Raw genomic sequence first — 22,313 nt, 5'->3', positions numbered from 1 at the left:
CGGGTCACCCGAGGCGCCGACTTGCAAGCCGGGGGCCGCCAACCCATGACCGCGGTCGTCGCCGCCCGCCCTTCCGGCCCGCGCCACCGCGGGCCGGAAGGGGCGACGGCGTGGTCCGGTCAGATGTCCCGGAAGATCTCGATCTGCGCCCCGATCGAGTTCAGCCGCTCCGCCAGGTCCTCGTAACCCCGGTTGATGACGTACACGTTGCGCAGGACCGAGGTGCCCTCGGCGGCCATCATCGCCAGCAGGACGACGACCGCGGGGCGCAGGGCCGGCGGGCACATCATCTCGGCGGCGCGCCAGCGGGTCGGGCCCTCGACCAGGACGCGGTGCGGGTCGAGCAACTGCAGGCGGCCGCCGAGGCGGTTGAGGTCGGTCAGGTAGATCGCGCGGTTGTCGTAGACCCAGTCGTGGATCAGGGTCTGGCCGGAGGCCACCGCCGCGATCGCCGCGAAGAAGGGGACGTTGTCGATGTTCAGGCCCGGGAAGGGCATCGGGTGGATCTTGTCGATCGGGGCTTCGAGCTTGGAGGGGCGGACGGTGAGGTCGACCAGGCGGGTGCGGCCGTTGTCCGCGAAGTACTCGGGGGACCGGTCGTGGTCGAGGCCCATCTCCTCCAGGACCGCCAGCTCGATCTCCAGGAACTCGATCGGCACCCGGCGCACCGTCAGCTCGGACTCCGTCACCACGGCCGCGGCCAGCAGGCTCATCGCCTCGACCGGGTCCTCGGAGGGGGAGTAGTCCACGTCGGCGTCGATGTTGGGCACGCCGTGCACGGTCAGCGTGGTGGTGCCGATGCCCTCGACCCGCACGCCCAGCGCCTCCAGGAAGAAGCACAGGTCCTGGACCATGTAGTTGGAGGAGGCGTTGCGGATGACCGTCACACCGTCGTGCCGGGCGGCGGCGAGCAGCGCGTTCTCGGTCACCGTGTCACCGCGCTCGGTGAGGACGATCGGGCGGTCGGGGCTGACGGCGCGGTCGACCTGCGCGTGGTACTGGCCCTCGGTGGCCGCGACGTCCAGGCCGAACCGGCGCAGCGCGATCATGTGCGGCTCGATGGTCCGGGTGCCGAGGTCGCAGCCGCCGGCGTACGGCAGCTTGAAGCTGTCCATGCGGTGCAGCAGCGGGCCGAGGAACATGATGATGGAGCGGGTGCGGACGGCGGCCTCGGCGTCGATCGCCGCCATCTCCAGCTCGGCCGGCTGGACGAGTTCCAGGTCGACGCCGTCGTTGATCCAGCGGGTGCGCACCCCGATGGAGTTGAGCACCTCGAGCAGGCGGTACACCTCCTCGATCCGGGCCACCCGGCGCAGCACTGTGCGCCCCTTGTTGAGCAGTGAGGCGCACAGCAGTGCCACGCAGGCGTTCTTGCTGGTCTTGACGTCGATGGCGCCGGACAGCCGGCGGCCGCCGACCACGCGCAGATGCATCGGGCCCGCGTAGCCCAGCGACACGATCTCGCTGTCCAGGGCTTCACCGATTCGGGCGATCATCTCAAGGCTGATGTTCTGGTTCCCGCGCTCGATGCGATTGACGGCGCTCTGGCTGGTACCGAGCGCTTCCGCGAGCTGCGCCTGTGTCCAGCCGCGGTGTTGCCGGGCGTCACGGATGAGCTTGCCGATGCGTACGAGGTAGTCGTCTGCCATGAGGCTGAGGTTATCTCAGATATGAGATGGCGCCTCTCAGGGGGTCCGTTCGGGTGATGCCCCGTCAGTGCCCCTTGGTCGTACGGCGCCATCCGAAAGGTCCGGGCAGATCCATCGATGTCGTACGACGTCCGGTGCTGCTGTGGGTGTGCCGCGGGCCGTTCTTGCCGCCGGTGGTGATGGACCAGGAATGCCGGTTGATGTTCAACCGCACCCCGGGCAGGATCCGGAAGCTCTTGCGGAAAGTGAGCGGCATCGGTGCCTCCTTCGGTGGTTTCCGGGCTGGGTGGCGCTCAACCCGGATACCCCGTAACCGCGGAGAGATGGCGGGCGGTGGCGCGCGGTCGCGGGGCGGCGCCCCCACCGTCCGCGCGGCCGGCTCCGCTGTGGCGGACGCCACCGGAAAACGGCGGGGACCGGGCCCGGCCGGACATGACCAGTCGGCCCCCATGTACTAGAGTTATCTCGACATCGAGATATCTGCCGAGGCGCACCGTAGCCGCCATCTCAGTAAGGCTTGCCTAACTTAGCCTGACCTTACTGAATCGTCCAAGCCGGCGTGGCGGCACGATTGACGGTGGTACGCGCACATCAATGAAGGAGACTGTCGTGTCGGCGAACAGCTTCGACGCCCGCAGCACGCTGCAGGTGGGCGACGAGTCGTACGAGATCTTCCGGCTGGACAAGGTGGAGGGCTCCGCTCGCCTGCCGTACAGCCTCAAGGTCCTGCTGGAGAACCTGCTCCGCACGGAGGACGGCGCGAACATCACCGCCGACCACATCCGCGCCCTCGGCGGCTGGGACTCCCAGGCCCAGCCGTCCCAGGAGATCCAGTTCACGCCGGCTCGCGTGATCATGCAGGACTTCACCGGCGTCCCCTGCGTCGTGGACCTCGCGACCATGCGCGAGGCCGTGAAGGAGCTGGGCGGCGACCCGGCGAAGATCAACCCGCTGGCGCCGGCCGAGCTGGTCATCGACCACTCCGTCATCGCCGACAAGTTCGGCACGAACGACGCCTTCAAGCAGAACGTCGAGCTGGAGTACGGCCGCAACAAGGAGCGCTACCAGTTCCTGCGCTGGGGCCAGACCGCCTTCGACGAGTTCAAGGTCGTCCCGCCGGGCACCGGCATCGTCCACCAGGTGAACATCGAGCACCTGGCCCGCACGGTCATGGTCCGGGGCGGCCAGGCGTACCCCGACACCCTGGTCGGCACCGACTCGCACACCACCATGGTCAACGGCCTCGGCGTCCTCGGCTGGGGCGTCGGCGGCATCGAGGCCGAGGCCGCCATGCTCGGCCAGCCGGTCTCCATGCTCATCCCGCGCGTCGTCGGCTTCAAGCTCACCGGTGAGCTGCAGGCCGGCACCACCGCCACCGACCTCGTGCTCACCATCACCGAGATGCTGCGCAAGCACGGCGTGGTCGGCAAGTTCGTCGAGTTCTACGGCGAGGGCGTGGCCGCCACGAGCCTCGCCAACCGCGCCACCATCGGCAACATGTCGCCCGAGTTCGGCTCCACCGCCGCGATCTTCCCGATCGACGACGAGACCCTGAACTACCTGCGTCTGACCGGCCGCGACGCCCAGCAGGTCGCGCTCGTCGAGGCGTACGCCAAGGAGCAGGGCCTCTGGCTGGACCCGAAGGCCGAGCCGGACTTCTCCGAGAAGCTCGAGCTGGACCTGTCCACCGTCGTGCCGTCCATCGCCGGCCCGAAGCGCCCGCAGGACCGCATCGTCCTCGCCGAGGCCGCCCAGCAGTTCGCCAAGGACGTCCTCAACTACGTCGAGGCCCCCGCCGCCCAGACGCCGGCCGCCGCCGCCTCCGTGGTCGACGAGGCGAGCGCCGAGTCCTTCCCGGCCTCCGACGCCCCGGCCTACGGCCACGAGGAGAACGGCGCCGGCGCCCCGCAGCACGGCCAGGGCACCGGTTCCGTCCCGTCCAACCCGGTTCAGGTGACCGCCCCCGACGGCACCACCTACGAGCTGGACCACGGTGCGGTGACGGTCGCGGCCATCACCTCCTGCACCAACACCTCCAACCCGTACGTCATGGTCGCCGCCGCCCTGGTGGCCAAGAAGGCCGTCGAGAAGGGCCTGACCCGCAAGCCGTGGGTCAAGACCACCCTCGCCCCGGGCTCCAAGGTCGTCACCGACTACTTCGAGAAGGCGGGCCTGACCCCCTACCTCGACAAGGTCGGCTTCAACCTGGTCGGCTACGGCTGCACCACCTGCATCGGCAACTCCGGCCCGCTGCCGGAGGAGGTCTCCAAGGCCGTCAACGACCACGACCTCGCCGTCACCTCGGTCCTCTCCGGCAACCGGAACTTCGAGGGCCGTATCAACCCCGACGTCAAGATGAACTACCTGGCGTCCCCGCCGCTGGTCGTCGCGTACGCCCTCGCCGGGTCCATGAAGGTGGACATCACCCGTGAGGCGCTGGGCACCGACACCGACGGCAACCCGGTCTTCCTGAAGGACATCTGGCCCTCCGAGGCCGAGGTCAACGACGTCGTCGCCAACGCCATCGGCGAGGACATGTTCGCCAAGTCCTACAGCGACGTCTTCGCCGGCGACGCCCAGTGGCAGTCCCTCCCGGTCCCGACCGGCAACACCTTCGAGTGGGACGCCGAGTCCACCTACGTCCGCAAGCCCCCGTACTTCGAGGGCATGGGCATGGAGCCGGCCCCGGTCGCGGACATCGCCGGCGCCCGCGTGCTCGCCAAGCTGGGCGACTCGGTCACCACCGACCACATCTCCCCGGCCGGCGCCATCAAGGCCGACACCCCGGCCGGCCAGTACCTCACCGAGCACGGTGTGGAGCGTCGTGACTTCAACTCCTACGGCTCCCGCCGAGGCAACCACGAGGTCATGATCCGCGGCACCTTCGCCAACATCCGCCTGCGCAACCAGATCGCGCCGGGCACCGAGGGCGGCTACACCCGCGACTTCACCCAGGCCGACGCGCCGGTGTCGTTCATCTACGACGCCTCGCGCAACTACATCGAGCAGGGCATCCCGCTGGTCGTCCTGGCCGGCAAGGAGTACGGCTCCGGCTCGTCCCGCGACTGGGCCGCCAAGGGCACCGCGCTGCTCGGCGTCAAGGCCGTCATCGCCGAGTCCTACGAGCGCATCCACCGCTCGAACCTGATCGGCATGGGCGTCCTGCCGCTGCAGTTCCCCGAGGGCCAGTCCGCCGAGTCCCTCGGCCTGACCGGCGAGGAGACCTTCTCCTTCACCGGCGTCGAGGAGCTCAACAACGGCACCACCCCGCGCACCGTGAAGGTCACCACCGACACGGGCGTGGAGTTCGACGCGGTCGTCCGCATCGACACCCCCGGTGAGGCCGACTACTACCGCAACGGCGGCATCATGCAGTACGTGCTGCGCAGCCTGATCCGCAAGTAAGCGGCACGGCACAGCGCGGACGAGGGCCGCACCCCCGGCACCGGGGGTGCGGCCCTCGTGCCGTCCGCGGCTCCCTTCCCGAGGAGCGGGCTCACTCCCCGAGGAGGGCCGAGAGGTCCGGCAGCGCCACCTCCGCCCAGATCACCTTGCCCTGCGGCGTGTACCGGGTGCCCCAGCGCTCGGTCATCTGGGAGACCAGGAACAGGCCCCGGCCGCCCTCGTCGGTCGTCGCGGCGTACCGCAGGTGCGGCGAGGTGCTGCTGCCGTCGGCCACCTCGCAGATCAGCACACGGTCCCGGATCAGCCGCACATGGACCGGGTCCGAGCCGTAGCGGATGGCGTTGGTGATCAGCTCGCTCAGCACCAGTTCCATGCCGAAGCCCAGCTCCGACAGGCCCCACTCCGCCAGCTTGGCGGACACCGCACCGCGCATCCCCGACACGGCGGCCGGGTCGCGCGGCACGTCCCAGTCGGCGACGTTCTCCGGCGGCAGCGCCCGGGTGCGCGCGATCAGCAGGGCCACGTCGTCCTTGGGGCGCTCGGGCAGCAGCTCGTCCAGCACCGCCTGGCAGCCCTCCTCCGGCGACCGGTCGGGATGGCCGGACAGCGCCAGGCGCAGCAGCTCCATGCTCACGTCCAGGTCGCGCCTGCGGTCCTCGATGAGGCCGTCGGTGTAGAGCACGAGCTGGCTGCCCTCGGGCAGCTCCAGCTCGGCCGTGCGGAACGGCATGCCGCCCAGGCCCAGCGGCGGCCCGGCCGGCACGTCGGGGAAGGTGACGCTGCCGTCGGGGTAGACCAGCGCGGGCGCCAGGTGCCCGGCCCGCGCCATCGTGCAGCGCCGGGTCACCGGGTCGTAGATCGCGTACAGACAGGTGGCGCCGACGATCTCCGCCGCCGCCTCCGCACGGGCCTCGTCCTGGTCGATGCGGCCGACCAGGTCGTCCAGGTGGCTGAGCAGCTCGTCCGGCGGCAGGTCGAGCGTGGAGAAGTTGTGCACCGCGGTGCGCAGCCGGCCCATGGTCGCCGCCGCGTGCAGGCCGTGCCCGACCACGTCGCCCACGGCCAGCGCCACCCGGCCTCCGGGCAGCGGGATCACGTCGAACCAGTCCCCGCTCACGCCGGACTGCGCCGGCAGGTAGCGGTAGGCGACGTCGAGGGCGCTCTGCTCGGGCAGCGCCCGGGGCAGCAGACTGCGCTGCAGGGTGACCGCGAGGGCGTGCTCGCGCGTGTACCGGCGGGCGTTGTCGATGCTGACCGCCGCCCGGGCCACCAGCTCGTCCGCCAGCGACAGCTCCTCCTCGTCGAAGGGCTCCTGCTTGGAGCGGTAGAAGTTGGCCATGCCCAGGACGACACCGCGCGCCTGGATCGGGGCGGCGATGAGCGAGTGGATGCCGTACTCCAGTATCCGCTCGGTCCGGGACGGGTCCTGGGCCTGCCAGCCCGGGGCGCCCGCCAGGTTGGGCACCAGCTCGGAGCGGCCGGCGTGGTAGCCGCGCGCCTGCGGGGTGGAGGGCAGGAAGTCGATCAGGCGGCCCTTCTCGTAGAGCGGGTGGTCGTCCCGGATGCCGTTCACGGCGACCCGCCGGATGTCCGTCGCGGTGGGGGCGGGCTCCTCCCCGTGCAGGACGTTGTCGGCCAGGTCCACGGTCACGAAGTCCGCGAAGCGGGGGACGGCGACCGCGGCCAGCTCGTCGGCGGTGCGCACCACGTCCAGGCTGGTGCCGATGCCCAGGCCGGCGTCGTAGAGCAGCTCCAGCCGTTCCCGGGTGACCTCGGCCCTGCCGGACACCGCCTGCAGCTCGGTGGAGTCGCGCAGCGTCACCACGGTCCCGCCGCACGCGCCCGCGCCGTCGGTGGGCCGCTGGTTGACGACCAGCAGCCGCCCGCCGGCGAAGTGCACCTCGTCGCTGGCCTCGCGCCCCGAGCCGAGCAGTTCCACCGTCTCGGGCTCGAGGTGCGACAGCTCGCGGACATTGCGTCCCTCGGCCTGCGGCGGCAGCTCCAGCAGCCGTCTGGCCTCGTCGTTGGCCAGCAGCAGCCGCCCGTCGGGGCCGACGATCAGCACACCCTCGCGCACCGAGTGGAGCACCGTGTCGTGGTGCTCGTACATGCGCCTCATCTCGTCCGGGGCCAGGCTGTGGGTCTGCCGCCGCAGCCGCCGGCCCACCAGGGCCGTCCCGCCGGTCGACAGCACGAGCGCGCCGGCCCCGGCGGCCAGGATGATCGGGAGCTGCCGGTCGACCTCGCTGGTGACGTTCTTGACCTTGAGCCCGGCGGAGACCAGGGCGGTCACCTTGCCGTCGGCGTCGCGGACGGGCACGGTCGCCTGCACCTCGTGGCCCAGCGGGCCATGCACGCTCTCGGTGTAGACCCGGCCGGCCAGGGAGGGGCCTATCCGGCCCACGAACCGCTTGCCGATCCGGCTCGGTATCGGATGGGTGTAGCGGATGCCCTTGGTGTCCATGACCACGATGAAGTCGACGCCCGCGGTCCTGCGGCCCGCCTCGGTGAGCGGCTGGAGGACCTTCGTGGGGTCGGGGCTGTCCAGCGCCTGCTGGACGCCCGGCGAGTGCGCGAAGGTCTGCGCGACGGCTATGGACCGGCGCTTGGCCTCCGTGGTGGTGTCCCGCTCCGACTGAAGCACGAGGGCGATGACGGCGCAGACCACGAGGAGGACCACGAGGGCGACCTGCAGGAGGAAGACCTGTCCGGCGACACTGCGTGGGCTCTTGCCGACCATCGAGCGCCAAGACAAGCGCCTGAATCGGCCGAATTGGTCCGACATGCGACATTTCTAGCACTGGGTGATTGGCGATGGCTACGTCCGTCCCGAGCCGTGGACGCCCCCGCCTCTCCAGGCTCGCGGGTCCCATGCCTTCCACCAGTGCCGTGTCACAGGTGTGGCGGCAGGCGTTTACAGCGGGTGCTGTGCGCGCTAATTTCACCAACCAGGGGTGGGAGCGCTCCCACCTAAGGGCCGTCCCCGACGGACCGGAACCCGTCCGGGCCGGGCCGGGTCCGCTCCCACCCCGTCCGCCCCTCCCGTATCCGTCCGTCCGTGACGACCGCGGACGCAGCAAGGAGGTATTTGTGTCATGCCTACGACAAACAGGCCCCCCGGCCTCGCGAGGCGTCCCCGATTACCGCGTGCCACCCGCGGCCGTGGCCTGCTCCTGGTCCTCCTGGCCCTGCTGACCACCCTCCCCGCCCTCGGCCTGATGCTCGCCGCCGGCATCCCGGCAGCGGCCCACGGCACCCCCATGAAGCCGGGCAGCCGCACCTTCCTGTGCTGGCGGGACGCGCTCACCGACACCGGGGAGATCAAGCCCGTGAACCCGGCCTGCAAGGCGGCCCAGCAGGCCGGCGGCACGACGCCCTTCTACAACTGGTTCTCCGTGCTCCGCTCGGACGGCGCCGGCCGCACCCGCGGCTTCGTGCCGGACGGGCGGCTCTGCAGCGGCGGCAACCCCGACTTCACCGGATTCGACCTGGCCCGCGACGACTGGCCGGTGACCCATCTGACCGCCGGCGCCACGGTCGACTTCTCCTACAACGCCTGGGCCGCCCACCCGGGCTGGTTCTTCGTCTACATCACCAAGGACGGCTACGACCCGGCCGAGCCGCTCACCTGGTCCGACCTGGAGGACCAGCCGTTCCTCACCGTCGACCACCCGCCGCTGAACGGCACCCCCGGCACGGTCGACGCCGACTACTCCTGGTCCGGCAGGCTGCCCTCGGGCAAGACCGGCCGGCACGTCGTCTACATGGTGTGGCAGCGCTCGGACAGCGCCGAGACCTTCTACTCCTGCTCCGACGTCGTCTTCGACGGCGGCGACGGGGAGGTCACCGGCGTCCACGACCCGGGCGGCCCCGGCGCGCCCGCGCCCGGCGCCTGCACCGCCACCCGCCGGACCACCGGCACCTGGTCCGGCGGACACCAGTCCGAGGTGACGGTGACCAACAGCGGCACCGTGCCGATGCTCGGCTGGATGGTCGACTGGACCCTGCCCGCCGGGCAGTCGGTCGACAGCCTCTGGAACGGCGACGCCACCTACACGGGTCAGGACGTCATGGTGCACAACGCCGGCTGGAACGGCTCCCTGAGTCCGGGCCGGTGCGCCACGTTCGGCTACGTGGTCCGGGGCTCCGGCGCCGAGGACTCCGCCGCCCTTCCCTGTCAGGTCGGTTGAGCCGCTCTGGGCGGACCCGGTGAGGTGACGCACCGGGTCCGCGAGCCGGGCAGGTGAGGGGGGTTCGGTCCCTGCCCGGGTGGTGCTGGCTTGTGGTGGCCGGACCCGTGGGCCGGCCGCGACCGAGTGGAGCGCGACAACGTTGTCGTATGGTCCGTACATGACTCTACCGCGTCAACGGACAACGATGTCAACCCACTTGGGGTAGCCCGGCCGGGTGACGCCGACGCGTGCCCGCGTCGGCGCACGCGGTCTTCCGTGTTACCGGTGGCCCGCGTTACTGTCCCTGCGGCTTGTGCGACCTGTGGTGCGCGACCCGTCCATTCCGAGGAAGGGCCGCGTCATGCGTTTCCGTCCCACGTCCCTGCTGCTGGCCGCGGTCCTCGCGACCGGCGGGGCCACCCCCGCCCTCGCGGCGACCGCAGCACCACCCGAACTCGTCAAGGACCCGACCCCCTACGTCGATCCGCTCATCGGCACCAGGAACGGCGGCAACGTCTTCCCGGGCGCCGTGGTGCCGTTCGGCATGCTCTCCTGGAGCCCGGAGAACACCAGAGGCGACGCCACCCGCACCGCCGCGCCCGGCGGCTACCAGTACGACGCCACCCGCGTCCGGGGCTTCAGCCTGACCCACATGTCCGGCACCGGCTGCGCGGGCGGCAGCGGCGACATCCCGTTCTTCCCGTACGCGGGCGAGGTCGCCTCGTCCCCGGCGAGCGACACCAAGGACGCCGTGTACGCCTCGGACTTCCGGCACTCCGACGAGCACGCCGAGCCCGGGCACTACAGGGTGGGCCTCGCCTCCGGCGTCACCGCCGACCTCACGGCGACCGCCCGCACCGGCTCGGCCCGCTTCACCTACCCCGCGGACAAGCCCGCCTCGCTCCTCGTGCGCACCGCCAACTCCGAGCTGGGCTCGGAGGACTCGTCGGTCGCCATCGACCCCGCGACCCGCACCGTCTCCGGCTCCGTCACCTCCGGCGACTTCTGCGGCTACCTCGACCCGGAGGGGCAGCGCTCCTACTACACCCTGTACTTCACCGCCCGCTTCGACCGCGCCTTCAAGACCACCGGCACCTGGCGGGACGACGAGCTGCGGCCCGGCTCCACCGAGGGCGGCGGCGGCACCGGCGGCTTCTCGCACGGCGGCCGGCCGGTCGCGGGCAAGGGCGCCGGCGGGTACGTCGAGTTCGCGCCCGGCACCGGACCGGTGAACGTCAAGGTCGGCATCTCCTACGTCAGCCAGGCGGCCGCCGCCGCCAACCTCGAGGCGGAGAACCCCCCGAGGCGGTCCTTCGACGCGGTCGCGGACGCGGCACGCAGCGCCTGGCGCGACCGGCTCGCCGCCGTCCGGGTCGGCGGCGGCACGGACGCCGAGCGCACCACCTTCTACACCGCCCTCTACCACTCCCTGCTGCACCCCAACGTCATCAGCGACGCCGACCGCCGCTACCGGGGCGCGGACGGCGAGGTGCACCGCACCGGCCGCGGCCACCGCGCCCAGTACGGCACCTTCTCCGGCTGGGACGTCTACCGCGACCAGGTGCAGCTGCTGACCCTGCTCGACCCGGACACGGGCTCCGACATCGCCCAGTCCCTGTACGAACTGGCCCGGCAGAACGGCGGCGTCTGGGACCGCTGGCTGCACGGCGCGAGCGGCACCCACGTCATGAACGGCGACCCCGCGCCGACCGCGCTGGCCGGCATCCGCGCCTTCGGCGGCACCGGCTTCGACCTCAAGGGCGCCCTGAAGTCACTGGTGAGGGCGGCGACCGTGCCCACCGCGCAGGACCTGTCGGCGGCCGGCAAGCCGGTGCTGTCGGTGGGCCAGCGCCCCTCGCTCGACAAGTACCTGAAGCTGCACTACATGCCGAGCGTCTCCAACGCCTGGGGCGGCGCCGCCGAGACCCTGGAGATGTCCACCGCCGACTTCTCCCTCGCCCAACTGGCCTCCGCGGCGGGGGACAGCACCACCGCGAGGACCTTCGCCCGCCGGGCCCAGTGGTGGCAGAACAACTTCAACCTCGCGGCCGGCGAGGACGGAGGCTACATCGCCAACCGCAAGGCCGACGGCAGCTGGGTCACCGGCTTCACCCCCGACACGGGCAACGGCTTCGTGGAGGGCTCGGCGGCCCAGTACACCTGGATGGTCCAGCACAACCCGGCCGGGCTGTTCGCCGCGATGGGCGGCACCGGCAAGGCCATCGAACGGCTCGACGCCTTCTTCCACGACTCCGACGGCGGCTGGGCCCTGACCGGCAAGGGCGGCGCCAAGTCCGAGCTGGACAACGAGCCCTCCGTCAACGTGCCCTACCTGTACGACTACGCCGGGGCCCCGTACAAGGCGCAGGAGACCGTCCGCGCCGCGATGCGGCAGCTCTGGTCGACCGGGCCCGGCGGCATCCCCGGCAACGACGACCTCGGCGCCATGTCGTCGTGGTACGTCTTCTCCGCGCTCGGCATGTACCCGCAGGTGCCCTCCCGCGCCGAACTCGTCCTCGCCTCACCGCTGTTCGAGCGGGTGGAGATAGACCGCCCGCACGGCAACGACATCTCCGTGCGGGCCACCGGCGCCGCGGCCGACGCCCCGTACGTCCGGTCCCTGAAGGTCGACGGCCGGCGCAGCGACCGGCCCTGGCTGCCCGCCTCCTTCGTCCGCGACGGCGGCCGGCTGGACTACACCCTGTCCACCACCCCGGACCGCGCCTGGGGCGCGTCCTCGCCGCCGCCGTCCTTCCGGGACGGCGAGCAGCCGTACCAGATCGGCGTCGGCCCCACCACCGCCACCGTCGCGCCGGGTGACAGCACGGGCATCGGCATCCGGGCGCTGGCGCTGAGCGGCGGCACCGGACCCGAGGTGCGCTTCCGGGTCCAGGCCCCGGCCGGCGTCACGGCCACGCCCGCCGAGGGCGCCGTCACCGACGGCGCCCAGCGGATCACCCTGGCGGCGGCCGAGGACGCCACCCAGGGCTTCTACGACGTCAAGGTCACGGTGACCTCCGGCGACACCTCCTACGACCAGCCGGTCTCCCTGACCGTGGCCGCCCCGGGCACCCTGCTGGCCGCCTACGACAACACCGGCGTCTCGGACGACGCGGGAGACCACGACGAGGCCGACTACGACGGCGGCGGCTGGAGCTACTCCCGCCAGGCCCTCGCCGCGGCCGGTCTCACCCCGGGCGGCCACGGGACGGTGGACGGCCTCTCCTTCACCTGGCCCAGCTCGCCCGCCGGCCGCCCGGACAACGCCTCGGCCGCCGGCCAGACCGTCGAACTCACCGAACCCGCTGCCCGGTTGTCCTTCGTAGGCAGCGCCGTCAACGGCAACCAGCAGACCAAGGCCACCGTCACCTACACCGACGGCACCACCGGCACCGTCGACCTGGCCCTCACCGACTGGACCGTCGGCGGCGGGGGCGGCACCGTGGCCTACGGCAACGAGGTCGTCGCGAAGGCGGCGTACCGCAACGTCGCGGGCGCCGACAAGGACCCGGTGGCGACCTACGTCTTCGCCACGAAGCCCGTCACGGCCCCGGACGGCAAGGCCGTCCGCAGCGTGACCCTCCCGCACGACACCGACGTGCACGTCTTCGCCCTCGCCACCGGCTGACCACCGGCACGGCACACGCGAGAGGGGGCGGACCCGGCCGGGTCCGCCCCCTCCCTCGTGCGCCGGTCAGCCCAGCAGCTCCACCTCCGCCAGCGTCGCCTCACCGTCGAGCACCAGGCGGTACTTCGCGTAGGCGCCCGGGGCGGCGATGGTGAACGCCCTGGTCTGCCGGTCCCAACGGAACGATTCGCCGGAACGGTGGTCCAGCGTCTTCCAGGTCGTGCCGTCCGCGGACCCCTGCAGGGTCCAGCCGGCCGGCGCCTTCGTGCGGTCCGCCGCCGAGGTCAGCGTGTACTGCACCGGCCTGGCGCCGTCCGCGGCGGGCAGGTCCACCGCGGTGACCGTCGCGCTCGTCGCCGACGTGTCGTCGAACAGGGCGCCGTCGCCCTTCAGCACGTCCGCGCGCGGGGCCGGCACCTTGTCGTCCTGGGTGACGGAGACCGGGGCCGCCTTCGCGCCCGTGCCCCAGGTCGAGGGCTTGGACCCCATGAAGAACTCGATCTGGCCGCCCTTGGACAGCAGCGAGTGGGGGAGCGAAGTGGACGTCCAGGGGCTGCCGTTGACCTTCACACCCTGCACGTACACGTTCTTCGCGCTGTTGCGCGGCGCCTTGATCACCAGGTCGCGGCCGTTCTCCAGGTGCACGGTCGCCTTCTTGAACAGCGGGGAGCCGATGGCGTACTCGCCGCCGCCCATGACCAGCGGGTAGAAGCCGAGCGAGGAGAACAGGTACCAGGCCGACTGCTCGCCGTTGTCCTCGTCGCCGTGGTAGCCCTGGCCGATCTCGCTGCCCGTGTAGAGCCGGGACAGCGCCTCGCGCACGTGCTCCTGCGCCTTCCACGGTTCGCCCGCCGCGTCGTACATGTAGATGACGTGGTGCGCGACCTGGTTGGAGTGGCCGTACATGCCCATCCGGACGTCCCGGGCCTCGGTCATCTCGTGGATGACGCCGCCGTAGGAGCCGACGAAGTCCGGGGAGGCCGTCTCGGGCGTGGCGAAGTACTCGTCGAGCTTGTCGGCGAGGCCCTGCCGGCCGCCGTACAGGTTGGCCAGGCCCCGGCTGTCCTGCGGGGCGGTGAAGGCGTAGCCCCAGCCGTTGGTCTCCGTGTAGTCGTAGCCCCACACGCGCGGGTCGTACTTCGAGGAGTCCACGCGCCGGCCGCCCTTGGCGTCACGGCCCTGGAAGAAGCCGGCCTTGGCGTCGAAGAGGTTCACGTAGTCCCGGGCGCGGTTGAGGAAGTACTGGGACTCCTCCTTGTAGCGCTTCTCGCCCGTCTTCTTGTAGAGGGCCTCGCCCATCTTGGCGATGCCGTAGTCGTTGACGTATCCCTCCATCGCCCACGACAGGCCCTCGTGGGTGTCGGTGCTGGTGTAGCCGAGGAACGGCGAGGTGCTCATGCCCTTGCGTCCCACGCCCGAGGACGGGGGCACGACGGTGGCGTTCTTGACCGCCGCGTCGTAGGCCGCCTTCGCGTCGAACTTCACGCCCTTGACGTACGCGTCGGCGAACGCGACGTCCGAGGAGGTGCCGGTCATCAGGTCGGCGTAGCCGGGGGAGGACCAGCGGGAGGTCCAGCCACCGTCCTTGTACTGCTGCACGAACCCGTCGACCATCTCGCCCGCCTGCGACGGGGTCAGGAACGAGTAAGCCGGCCAGGTGGTCCGGTACGTGTCCCAGAAGCCGTTGTTGACGTACACCTTGCCGTCGACGATCTTCGCGCCGGTGTGCGTCGGCGAGTCGGGGCCGGGCATGGGGGAGAAGGGCGAGGCGTACTGGTCCTTGCCGCCGACCTTCTCGAAGCCCGAGTTCGGGTACAGGTACAGCCGGTACATGCTGGAGTACAGCGTGGTCAGCTGGTCCGGGGTCGCGCCCTCCACCTCGACCTTGCCGAGGATCCTGTCCCAGGCCTGCTGGGCCCGCGTCTTGACGGTCTGGAAGGACGTGCCGTCCGGGATCTCCTGCGCCAGGTTGTCCTTCGCCTGGTCCACGCTGATCAGCGAGGTCGCCAGCCGCAGGGTGACCGTGTGGTCGGAACCCGCGGCGAAACGCAGAAAGCCCTTCACCCCGCTGGAGTCGCCGCCGGTCACCGGCTTGTCGAACCGGCCGTACACGAACAGCCGGGTCGCGCCCGTCGACAGTCCCGACTTCACGTCCGAGTAGCCGGTGACGACGCCGTGCTCCTCGTCCAGGGTCAGGCCCGCCTGCTCGGTCACGTTGTCGAACACCACGCTCGCGTCGTTACCCGGGTAGGTGAAGCGCAGCGCGGCCGCGTGGTCGGTCGGGGTTATCTCCGCCTTCAGCCCGTTCTCGAACCGGACGCCGTAGTAGTACGGCCGGGCGGTCTCGTTCTCGTGCCGGAAGGCCAGCTCGCGCGCCTCGCGGCCGGTGTCCGGGGTGCCGGCGGCGGCCGACGGCATGACCTGGAAGGTCTGCCGGTCGCCCATCCAGGGGCTCGGTTCGTGGCTCGCGCTGAACGCCTGGATCGTCGGCAGGTTGTCGCCGTTGTTCGCATGTGCGTACTCGTAGAGCCAGCTCAGCGAAGACGCGTTGGTGACCGGCGTCCAGAAGTTGAAGCCGTGCGGGACGGCCGTCGCCGGGAAGTTGTTGCCGCGCGAGAAGCTGCCGCTGGAGTTGGTGCCGCGGGTGGTCAGCGCGTAGTCCGACAGGTGCGCCTTCGGCTTCTCGGGCGCCACCGGCTTCAGGGCGACGTCGTCTATCCAGCCGCGGAACTTGGCCGGGCCGTCCGGCGAGTCGTACGCCACCAGTATCCGGTCCACCGTCTTGCCGGCCGCCACCGAGCCGATCCGGGAGGCCACGTTGTTCCACTGGTTGACGTAGAGCGCCTTGGACGCGCCCTGGCCGCGCGGTGTCAGCGCGAAACCGTGCTGATCGGTGGCGCCCAGGCCGCTGAGGTAGGTGCCGTCCGTGAAGGCCAGGTCGACCGAGACGTTGGTGGCGTCGTAGTCGCGGTCGCCGTCGGCCATGGACGGGAAGACGCGGTAGGACAGCTGCGTGTCGCCGCCGACCCGCACGTTCACGTCGAAGACCTTGTTGTACGAGTACGCCCGCCCGTCCGCCGTGTGCCGTCCGGCGTAGCGCAGGGCACGCTTTCCGGTGAACCCGGCGCCGGCCTTGGCCGTGGGCGAGCCGATCGGCCCCTTGTCGACCAGGGACAGCATGTCGTGGGGCACCGTGGTGTCCCCGCCGCCGGTGGAGAACTGCACGTCGGCGAGCTGCAGGATGCCCGAGGCGCCGTTGTTCGCGGTCACGTCGAGCCGGAAGTGCTGGTACTCGGCGGGCTCGGCCAGATCGTACGACTTGGTCTGGAACCGCTCCTTGAAGCTCTCACCCGAGCGGGTGTCGAGCGTCTTCCAGTCCTTGCCGTCCGCCGAGCCCTGGAGCGTCCAGTCCTTCGGGTCGCGCTCGGCGTAGTCGTTGGCCGAAGTGAGCGCGTACGTCACCAGCTTGACCGGCTTGTCCAGGTCGAACTCCACCCAGCCGGTGGGCTTGAAGGCCAGCCACTTGGTGCCCGGCTCGCCGTCGACGAGGTTCTCCTTCACCTCGCCGGCGCCCGCGTTCTCGTCGCTGGCCCGCACCTCGGTGACATGGTCGTCGACGTTGCCCGGGATGCCGGTGCTGTAGCCGCCGTCCACGCCCGAGGCGCGCTTGCCCCCGTCCGCCGCCGTGTCCACCGTGTTCAGCCAGTCCGGCGCCGGATCGCCCGCCTCGAACGAGGATGCGAACTCCCGGTCGGCGGCCGGCGGCTTCGCCGGCAGGGCCACCGCCGCGCCCTGGGTTCCGACGGCCATGACAAAGGCGGCCGTGAGCACGACCGCCGGACCGTTTCTGAGTCGACTTCTGCGCTGCATCTACAGCTTCCCCTCCTGCGCTCACTCCGGACAACGTTGTCAGCTCGATGCGCAGGAACCAGTAGGTGGCCAAGTGGCCGGTGATGTCAAGGGTGTTGAGCGTGGCATTCAGGGTCTTATGTCGCGACTTTTTCCAGCACGGCGCCCACAGGCGCCTCATATTTCCGCGAGGTCTCAAGTCGGAAAAGACCCATCGCGAACCTTGCATTCGATCTTGCTCCGCTGGCGGGAAGTGGACTATACCTGTCGACGTTTCCCGCATGACCCTGCACTACCCGACAGCGGTGCCGGGGAGGATCCGGTTCACCGCCTGAGTCCTGGAGAAGGCGAGGACTTGAGCATGGGATCCACTGCGCACCACGGTGGCGAGGGCGTCGGCCGCCGCGATCTGATCAAGCGTTCCGCGGCGCTCGGACTGGTCGCGGCCCCCGGAATGGGCCTGCTGTCCGCCTGCGCGAGCAGCGGCGGCGACGGACAGGACAAGGCGAAGGCCGGCAAGAAGACCGCGAAGAACCCGCTCGGCGTCAACGACGGCGCGAAGATGGAGTTCGTCCTCTTCGACGGCGGCTTCGGCAAGGAGTACGCCCAGGACGCGGTGAAGATCTACCAGAAGGACTTCCCCAAGGCCACGGTGAAGTTCTCCGCCACCCAGAAGATCCAGTCCACCCTGCAGCCCCGCTTCAACCAGGGCAACCCGCCGGACCTCATCGACAACTCCGGCGCCGAGCAGATGGACATGGGTGTGCTCGTCGGCAAGAACCAGCTCGCGGACCTCACCCCGCTGCTGGACGCGCCGTCCTTCGACGACCCGGGCAAGAAGGTCCGCGACACGCTGCGGCCGGGCATCGTCGAGATGGGCCAGTTCGACGGCGACAAGGTCTGGATCCTGTACTACGCCTACACGGTGTACGGCGTCTGGTACTCGCAGAAGGCCCTGGACTCGCTCGACGAGAAGTACCCGGAGACCTGGGACGAGATGCTCAAGGTCTGCGAGAAGGCCAAGAAGAAGGGCATGGCGGGCTGGACGTACGCGGGCAAGTACCCGTACTACCTCCCGTTCTCGCTGTACCCGATGATCGGCAAGGTCGGCGGCCGCGAGGTGCTGGACGCCATCGACAACCTGGAGCCGAACGCCTGGAAGCACCCGGCCGTCAAGGCCTGCTTCGAGGCCTACTACGAGCTCTACAAGAAGGGCTACGTCCTCAAGGGCACCCCGGGCCTGGACCACATCCAGTCGCAGACGGCGTGGGCCAAGGGCAAGGCGCTGTTCATCCCGAACGGCTCCTGGGTGGAGAACGAGTCGGCCAACGTCATCCCCGCCGACTTCAACCTCGCCGTCTCCGCGCCCACCGGCCTCGACGGCTCCGACAAGATGCCGTTCGGCACCATCTGGGCGTCCGGCGGCGAGCCCTTCGTCGTGCCCGCCAAGGCGGCGAACTCCGAGGGCGGCATGGAGCAGCTGCGCATCATGCTCTCCGAGGCCTCCTCGAAGAACTTCACCGCCAAGGTGAAGTCGCTGACCGCCTTCAACGGCGGCACCGACGGCATCACCCTCACCCCCGGCCTGAAGTCGGGCGTGGCGGCGCTGGACAAGGCCGGAGCCAACGTGGTGAATCCCCGGCTGCAGGACTGGTACGTGCAGCTCCAGAAGGAGAAGATCGGTGTGTCCGGGCTCGGCGAGATGATGGCCGGCCGCCTCACCCCGGCGGAGGCCATCAAGAAGATCCAGGGCTTCGCCGACGAGGCCGCGAAGGACACGTCGATCAAGCACTACAAGCACCAGTAGACCCGAAGTGAGGGTTCGTCACCAGCGGCAGCACCTGACCGGAGATCGGGGTCGGCAGTAATGCAGCACGGCAAGTACCGGTTCATCGTGGGGTTCCTCGCGGCGCCTCTCGGGCTCTACGCGCTTTTCGTCGTATGGCCCTTCATCCAGTCCATCTACTATTCGTTCACGGACTGGACCGGACTGAGTCCCGAATTCAAGATGGTCGGCTTCGACAACTACCGGAGGATGTTCGACGACGACATCTTCTGGAAGTCGTTGCAGCACAGTCTGCTCTTCGCGCTGGTCCTGCCGCTGGTGACGATCGGTCTCGCGCTGTTCTTCGCCTTCATGATCAATGTGGGCGGACGGCGCCGGAGGGGCGGTCCGGTGATTTCCGGAGTCCGCGGCTCCGGGTTCTACAAAATCGTCTACTTCTTCCCGCAGGTGCTGTCGATCGCGATCGTCGCGCTGCTGTTCGCCTTCGCCTACAACCCGGACAGCGGCGCCATCAACTCGTTCCTGCGCGGAATCGGCCTCGACGGCGTCCAGCCCCTGTGGCTGGGCGACCCGAACCTCGCCCTGTGGTGCGTGATGGCCGTGCTGGTGTGGTCCACGGTCGGCTTCTTCGTGGTGCTCTTCTCGGCCGGCATGGCGTCGATCCCGTCCGAGATGTACGAGGCGGCCCTGCTCGACGGGGCGAGCCGCTTCACCACGTTCTTCCGCATCACCCTGCCGCTGCTGTGGGACACCGTGCAGTCCGGCTGGGTCTACATGGGCATCCTCGCGCTGGGCGCCGAGTCCTTCGCGGTCGTCCAGATCATGACGACCGGACCGGGCGGCCCGGACTACTCGACCACCGTGATGGTCCTGTACGTGTACCAGAAGGCGTTCCGGGACGGTCAGGCCGCCTACGCCACCACCATCGGCGTCGCCCTCCTCGTGGTCACGCTCGCCTTCGCGGCGGTCGTGATGCGGCTGGGCCGTCGCGAGCGGCTGGAGTACTGAAGCGATGAAGACGACCGAGACCCCCGCACCGCTGCCGGCGGAGTCCGGCGCGACCGTCTCGAAGGTCGACGTGGCGCCGGCGCGGCCGGCCGTGGAGAAGAAGGAGGGCTCCGTCCTCAACGTCTTCTCCCACGGCATGCTGGTCCTGTGGGCGATCATGGTGGTCCTGCCGCTGCTGTGGGCGGTGATGACGTCCTTCAAGGACGACGCCTCCATCTTCGGCTCGCCCTGGTCGCTGCCGGACCGGCTGCACTTCGACAACTGGTCGAGGGCCTGGACCCAGGCCAACATGAGCGACTACTTCCTGAACACGGTCCTGGTGGTCGGCGGCTCGCTCGTCGGCACCCTGGTGCTCGGCTCCATGGCCGCCTACGTCCTGGCCCGCTTCGACTTCCCCGGCAACCGCTTCATCTACTTCCTGTTCATCGGCGGCATGAGCTTCCCGATCATGCTGGCGCTGGTCCCGCTGTTCTACGTGGTGAACAACATGGGCCTGCTGAACACGATCCACGGCCTGATCCTGGTCTACATCGCGTACTCGCTGCCGTTCACGGTCTTCTTCCTGACCGCCTTCTTCCGCACCCTGCCCACGTCGGTGGCGGAAGCGGCGTTCGTCGACGGCGCCTCGCACACGCGCACGTTCTTCCAGATCATGCTGCCGATGGCCAAGCCGGGCCTGATCAGCGTCGGCATCTTCAACTTCCTCGGCCAGTGGAACCAGTACATGCTGCCCACGGTCCTCAACACCGACCCCGACAAGCGCGTCCTCACCCAGGGACTGGTCCAGCTCGCGGTCAGCCAGGGATACAAGGGCGACTGGTCCGGCCTCTTCGCCGGCCTGGTGATGGCGATGCTGCCGGTCCTGGCGGCGTACATCGTCTTCCAGCGCCAGGTGGTGGCGGGACTGACGGCGGGCGCCCTGAAGTAGCCGCAGGCCCGCGGACGGCCCGGGCGTCCCCCACGGGGGCGCCCGGGCCCGTCCGCGTCCGTGGCCGCCTCCGGGGCCCCGGCGCCCTCAGCCCGTCCCGGCGCCCTCCGTCCGTCCCGGCGCACCGTGCCGTCCCCGGGGCCCCGGCGCCGCGCTCGCCGTACCCGGCGCACGGTCGTCCCAGCGCGCTCGCCGCACGATTCCGTTCGCACTCGCGATTCGCACGATGATCCCTGGGCCCCGGCGTCACCCCGGGTCACGCGCACGTCACGGGCCGGGTCCCCGCATTCCGCGGCTGAACGGTGCGGGGGAGCCGCCCCCACCCCCGCGCCGCCCTCCCCGGCCCCCTCCCGGAGCACCCGCCGGGGCGCCCTGCCGCCCTGCTCGGGGGTGGCCTGTACATGTCCCCCGGGTGTCCTGGGCGGAACGGTGAAAGCGAGAGCGATTTCCGTCAAGGACTTGACTGATGTAACCCGTACAGCCGAGCTTGGAGTTCACAACTTGTAAGTGGCCCGGTTCCGCAGATGTGACCTGGGCCACGGGCGGCACTGGGGCCGCCCGGCCGATGGCGGGAGTGGATGGGTCGATGGAGACTCCGGGGTCGCAGTCGTCGCTGCACCGAGCCAACCTGGAGCGGGTCGTGCGGGCGGTACGGCTTGCCGGGTCGCTCACGCAGGCGGAGATCGCACGGACGACCGGCCTGTCCGCCGCGACCGTCTCCAACATCGTGCGGGAGCTGAAGGACGGCGGAACCGTCGAGGTCACGCCCACGTCGGCGGGCGGGCGGCGGGCCCGCAGCGTCTCGCTGAGCGGGGACGCCGGCATCGTGATCGGCGTGGACTTCGGGCACACGCACCTGCGCGTCGCCATCGGGAACCTCGCGCACCAGGTGCTCGCCGAGGAGTCCGAGCCGCTGGACGTGGACGCCTCCTCCGCGCAGGGCTTCGACCGGGCCGAGGAGCTGGTCAACCGCCTGATCGCGGCCACCGGCGTGGACCGGACCAAGGTGGCCGGCGTGGGGCTCGGCGTGCCCGGCCCGATCGACGTGGAGTCGGGCACCCTGGGGTCCACCGCGATCCTGCCCGGCTGGACCGGCACCAAGCCCGCCGAGGAGCTGCGCGAGCGGCTCGGCGTGCCCGTGCACGTGGACAACGACGCCAACCTCGGCGCGCTCGGCGAGCTGGTCTGGGGCAGCGGCAAGGGCGTGCGCGACCTGGCGTACATCAAGGTCGCCAGCGGTGTCGGCGCCGGTCTCGTGATCAACGGGAAGATCTATCGCGGCCCGGGCGGCACAGCTGGGGAAATCGGACATATTACACTCGATGAATCCGGCCCGGTCTGCCGATGCGGGAACCGTGGCTGCCTGGAGACGTTCACGGCCGCGCGCTACGTGCTTCCGCTGCTCCAGCCCAGCCACGGCACCGATCTGACCATGGAAGGCGTCGTGCGGCTGGCCAGGGACGGAGACCCGGGCTGTCGTCGGGTGATCGCCGACGTCGGCCGCCACATCGGCAGTGGAGTGGCCAATCTCTGCAATCTGCTGAACCCGAGCCGGGTGGTCCTCGGTGGTGATCTCGCCGAGGCCGGAGAGCTCGTTCTCGGGCCCATCAGGGAGTCCGTCGGCCGCTATGCGATCCCCAGCGCGGCGCGTCAACTGTCCGTTCTTCCCGGGGCACTTGGGGGCCGTGCGGAGGTGCTCGGAGCGCTCGCTCTCGCGCTCAGCGAGATGGGCGATTCGACCCTTCTGGACGGGTCTGTCGCAGGCACGCTCGCGGCGGCCACCCCTGCCTTCACTTAGAGAACGGATGGCACCGTTGCCATCTCGTTAAGGATTTACTTCTTGACGTCGCACGTGTGGCCGAGTTGACTTCCAGCCACCTCGGCCGCA

At 70.3% G+C, this 22,313-nt stretch carries 11 protein-coding genes; 7 read left to right on the top strand and 4 right to left on the bottom strand.

The features are described from left to right. Positions 1-119 precede the first annotated feature (119 nt). Both ACZ7JA_RS16160 and ACZ7JA_RS16155 read right to left on the bottom strand, forming a co-directional pair. Positions 120-1,649 carry a helix-turn-helix domain-containing protein gene (locus tag ACZ7JA_RS16160; RefSeq protein WP_351666736.1) on the bottom strand — a complete coding sequence of 510 codons (1,530 nt, stop codon included), beginning with the start codon at positions 1,647-1,649 and terminating at the stop codon, positions 120-122. 64 nt (positions 1,650-1,713) lie between these two features. After that, the gene (locus tag ACZ7JA_RS16155; protein WP_351666738.1) at positions 1,714-1,905 is read right to left on the bottom strand and encodes a DUF4236 domain-containing protein; all 192 of its coding nucleotides are present in this window, start codon (positions 1,903-1,905) and stop codon (positions 1,714-1,716) included. 353 nt (positions 1,906-2,258) lie between these two features. Between ACZ7JA_RS16155 and ACZ7JA_RS16150 the strand changes: the two genes are divergently transcribed. Continuing rightward, a complete protein-coding gene (locus ACZ7JA_RS16150; protein WP_351666740.1) occupies positions 2,259-5,054 on the top strand; it encodes an aconitate hydratase in 2,796 nt (931 codons plus the stop codon). 91 nt (positions 5,055-5,145) lie between these two features. Here the strand turns inward: ACZ7JA_RS16150 and ACZ7JA_RS16145 are convergent, their stop codons facing one another. Further along, complete coding sequence (locus ACZ7JA_RS16145; RefSeq protein ID WP_450746264.1) at positions 5,146-7,794, bottom strand: SpoIIE family protein phosphatase; 2,649 nt, start codon at positions 7,792-7,794, stop codon at positions 5,146-5,148. 355 nt (positions 7,795-8,149) lie between these two features. On the opposite strand from ACZ7JA_RS16145, the gene ACZ7JA_RS16140 reads away from it, so the two are divergent. Both ACZ7JA_RS16140 and ACZ7JA_RS16135 read left to right on the top strand, forming a co-directional pair. Beyond that, on the top strand, positions 8,150-9,244 hold the full coding sequence (locus tag ACZ7JA_RS16140; RefSeq protein WP_470808787.1) for a lytic polysaccharide monooxygenase auxiliary activity family 9 protein: 1,095 nt from the start codon (positions 8,150-8,152) through the stop codon (positions 9,242-9,244). 343 nt (positions 9,245-9,587) lie between these two features. Further along, positions 9,588-12,854 (top strand): GH92 family glycosyl hydrolase, encoded by a 3,267-nt coding sequence (locus tag ACZ7JA_RS16135; RefSeq protein WP_470808785.1) that lies wholly within the window; start codon positions 9,588-9,590, stop codon positions 12,852-12,854. A gap of 66 nt (positions 12,855-12,920) precedes the next feature. Here ACZ7JA_RS16135 and ACZ7JA_RS16130 read toward each other — a convergent pair whose 3' ends face one another. Beyond that, positions 12,921-16,664 carry a GH92 family glycosyl hydrolase gene (locus tag ACZ7JA_RS16130; protein WP_470808783.1) on the bottom strand — a complete coding sequence of 1,248 codons (3,744 nt, stop codon included), beginning with the start codon at positions 16,662-16,664 and terminating at the stop codon, positions 12,921-12,923. Positions 16,665-17,064: 400 nt separating this feature from the next. On the opposite strand from ACZ7JA_RS16130, the gene ngcE reads away from it, so the two are divergent. From ngcE to ACZ7JA_RS16110, 4 genes are all read left to right on the top strand, one after another. Beyond that, on the top strand, positions 17,065-18,510 hold the full coding sequence (gene ngcE, locus ACZ7JA_RS16125) for an N-acetylglucosamine/diacetylchitobiose ABC transporter substrate-binding protein (protein ID WP_401136798.1): 1,446 nt from the start codon (positions 17,065-17,067) through the stop codon (positions 18,508-18,510). A gap of 60 nt (positions 18,511-18,570) precedes the next feature. After that, complete coding sequence (locus ACZ7JA_RS16120) at positions 18,571-19,497, top strand: carbohydrate ABC transporter permease (RefSeq protein WP_351666750.1); 927 nt, start codon at positions 18,571-18,573, stop codon at positions 19,495-19,497. Positions 19,498-19,501: 4 nt separating this feature from the next. Continuing rightward, the gene (locus tag ACZ7JA_RS16115) at positions 19,502-20,425 is read left to right on the top strand and encodes a carbohydrate ABC transporter permease (protein ID WP_351666752.1); all 924 of its coding nucleotides are present in this window, start codon (positions 19,502-19,504) and stop codon (positions 20,423-20,425) included. A 586-nt stretch (positions 20,426-21,011) separates the two neighbouring features. Next, the gene (locus ACZ7JA_RS16110; RefSeq protein WP_351666754.1) at positions 21,012-22,223 is read left to right on the top strand and encodes an ROK family transcriptional regulator; all 1,212 of its coding nucleotides are present in this window, start codon (positions 21,012-21,014) and stop codon (positions 22,221-22,223) included. Positions 22,224-22,313: the final 90 nt, after the last annotated feature.

This window comes from Streptomyces sp. NPDC038135 (assembly GCF_055601245.1).
Note: the sequence above shows the minus strand (reverse complement) of the source record. Positions and strands in the feature narration are given on the sequence as shown.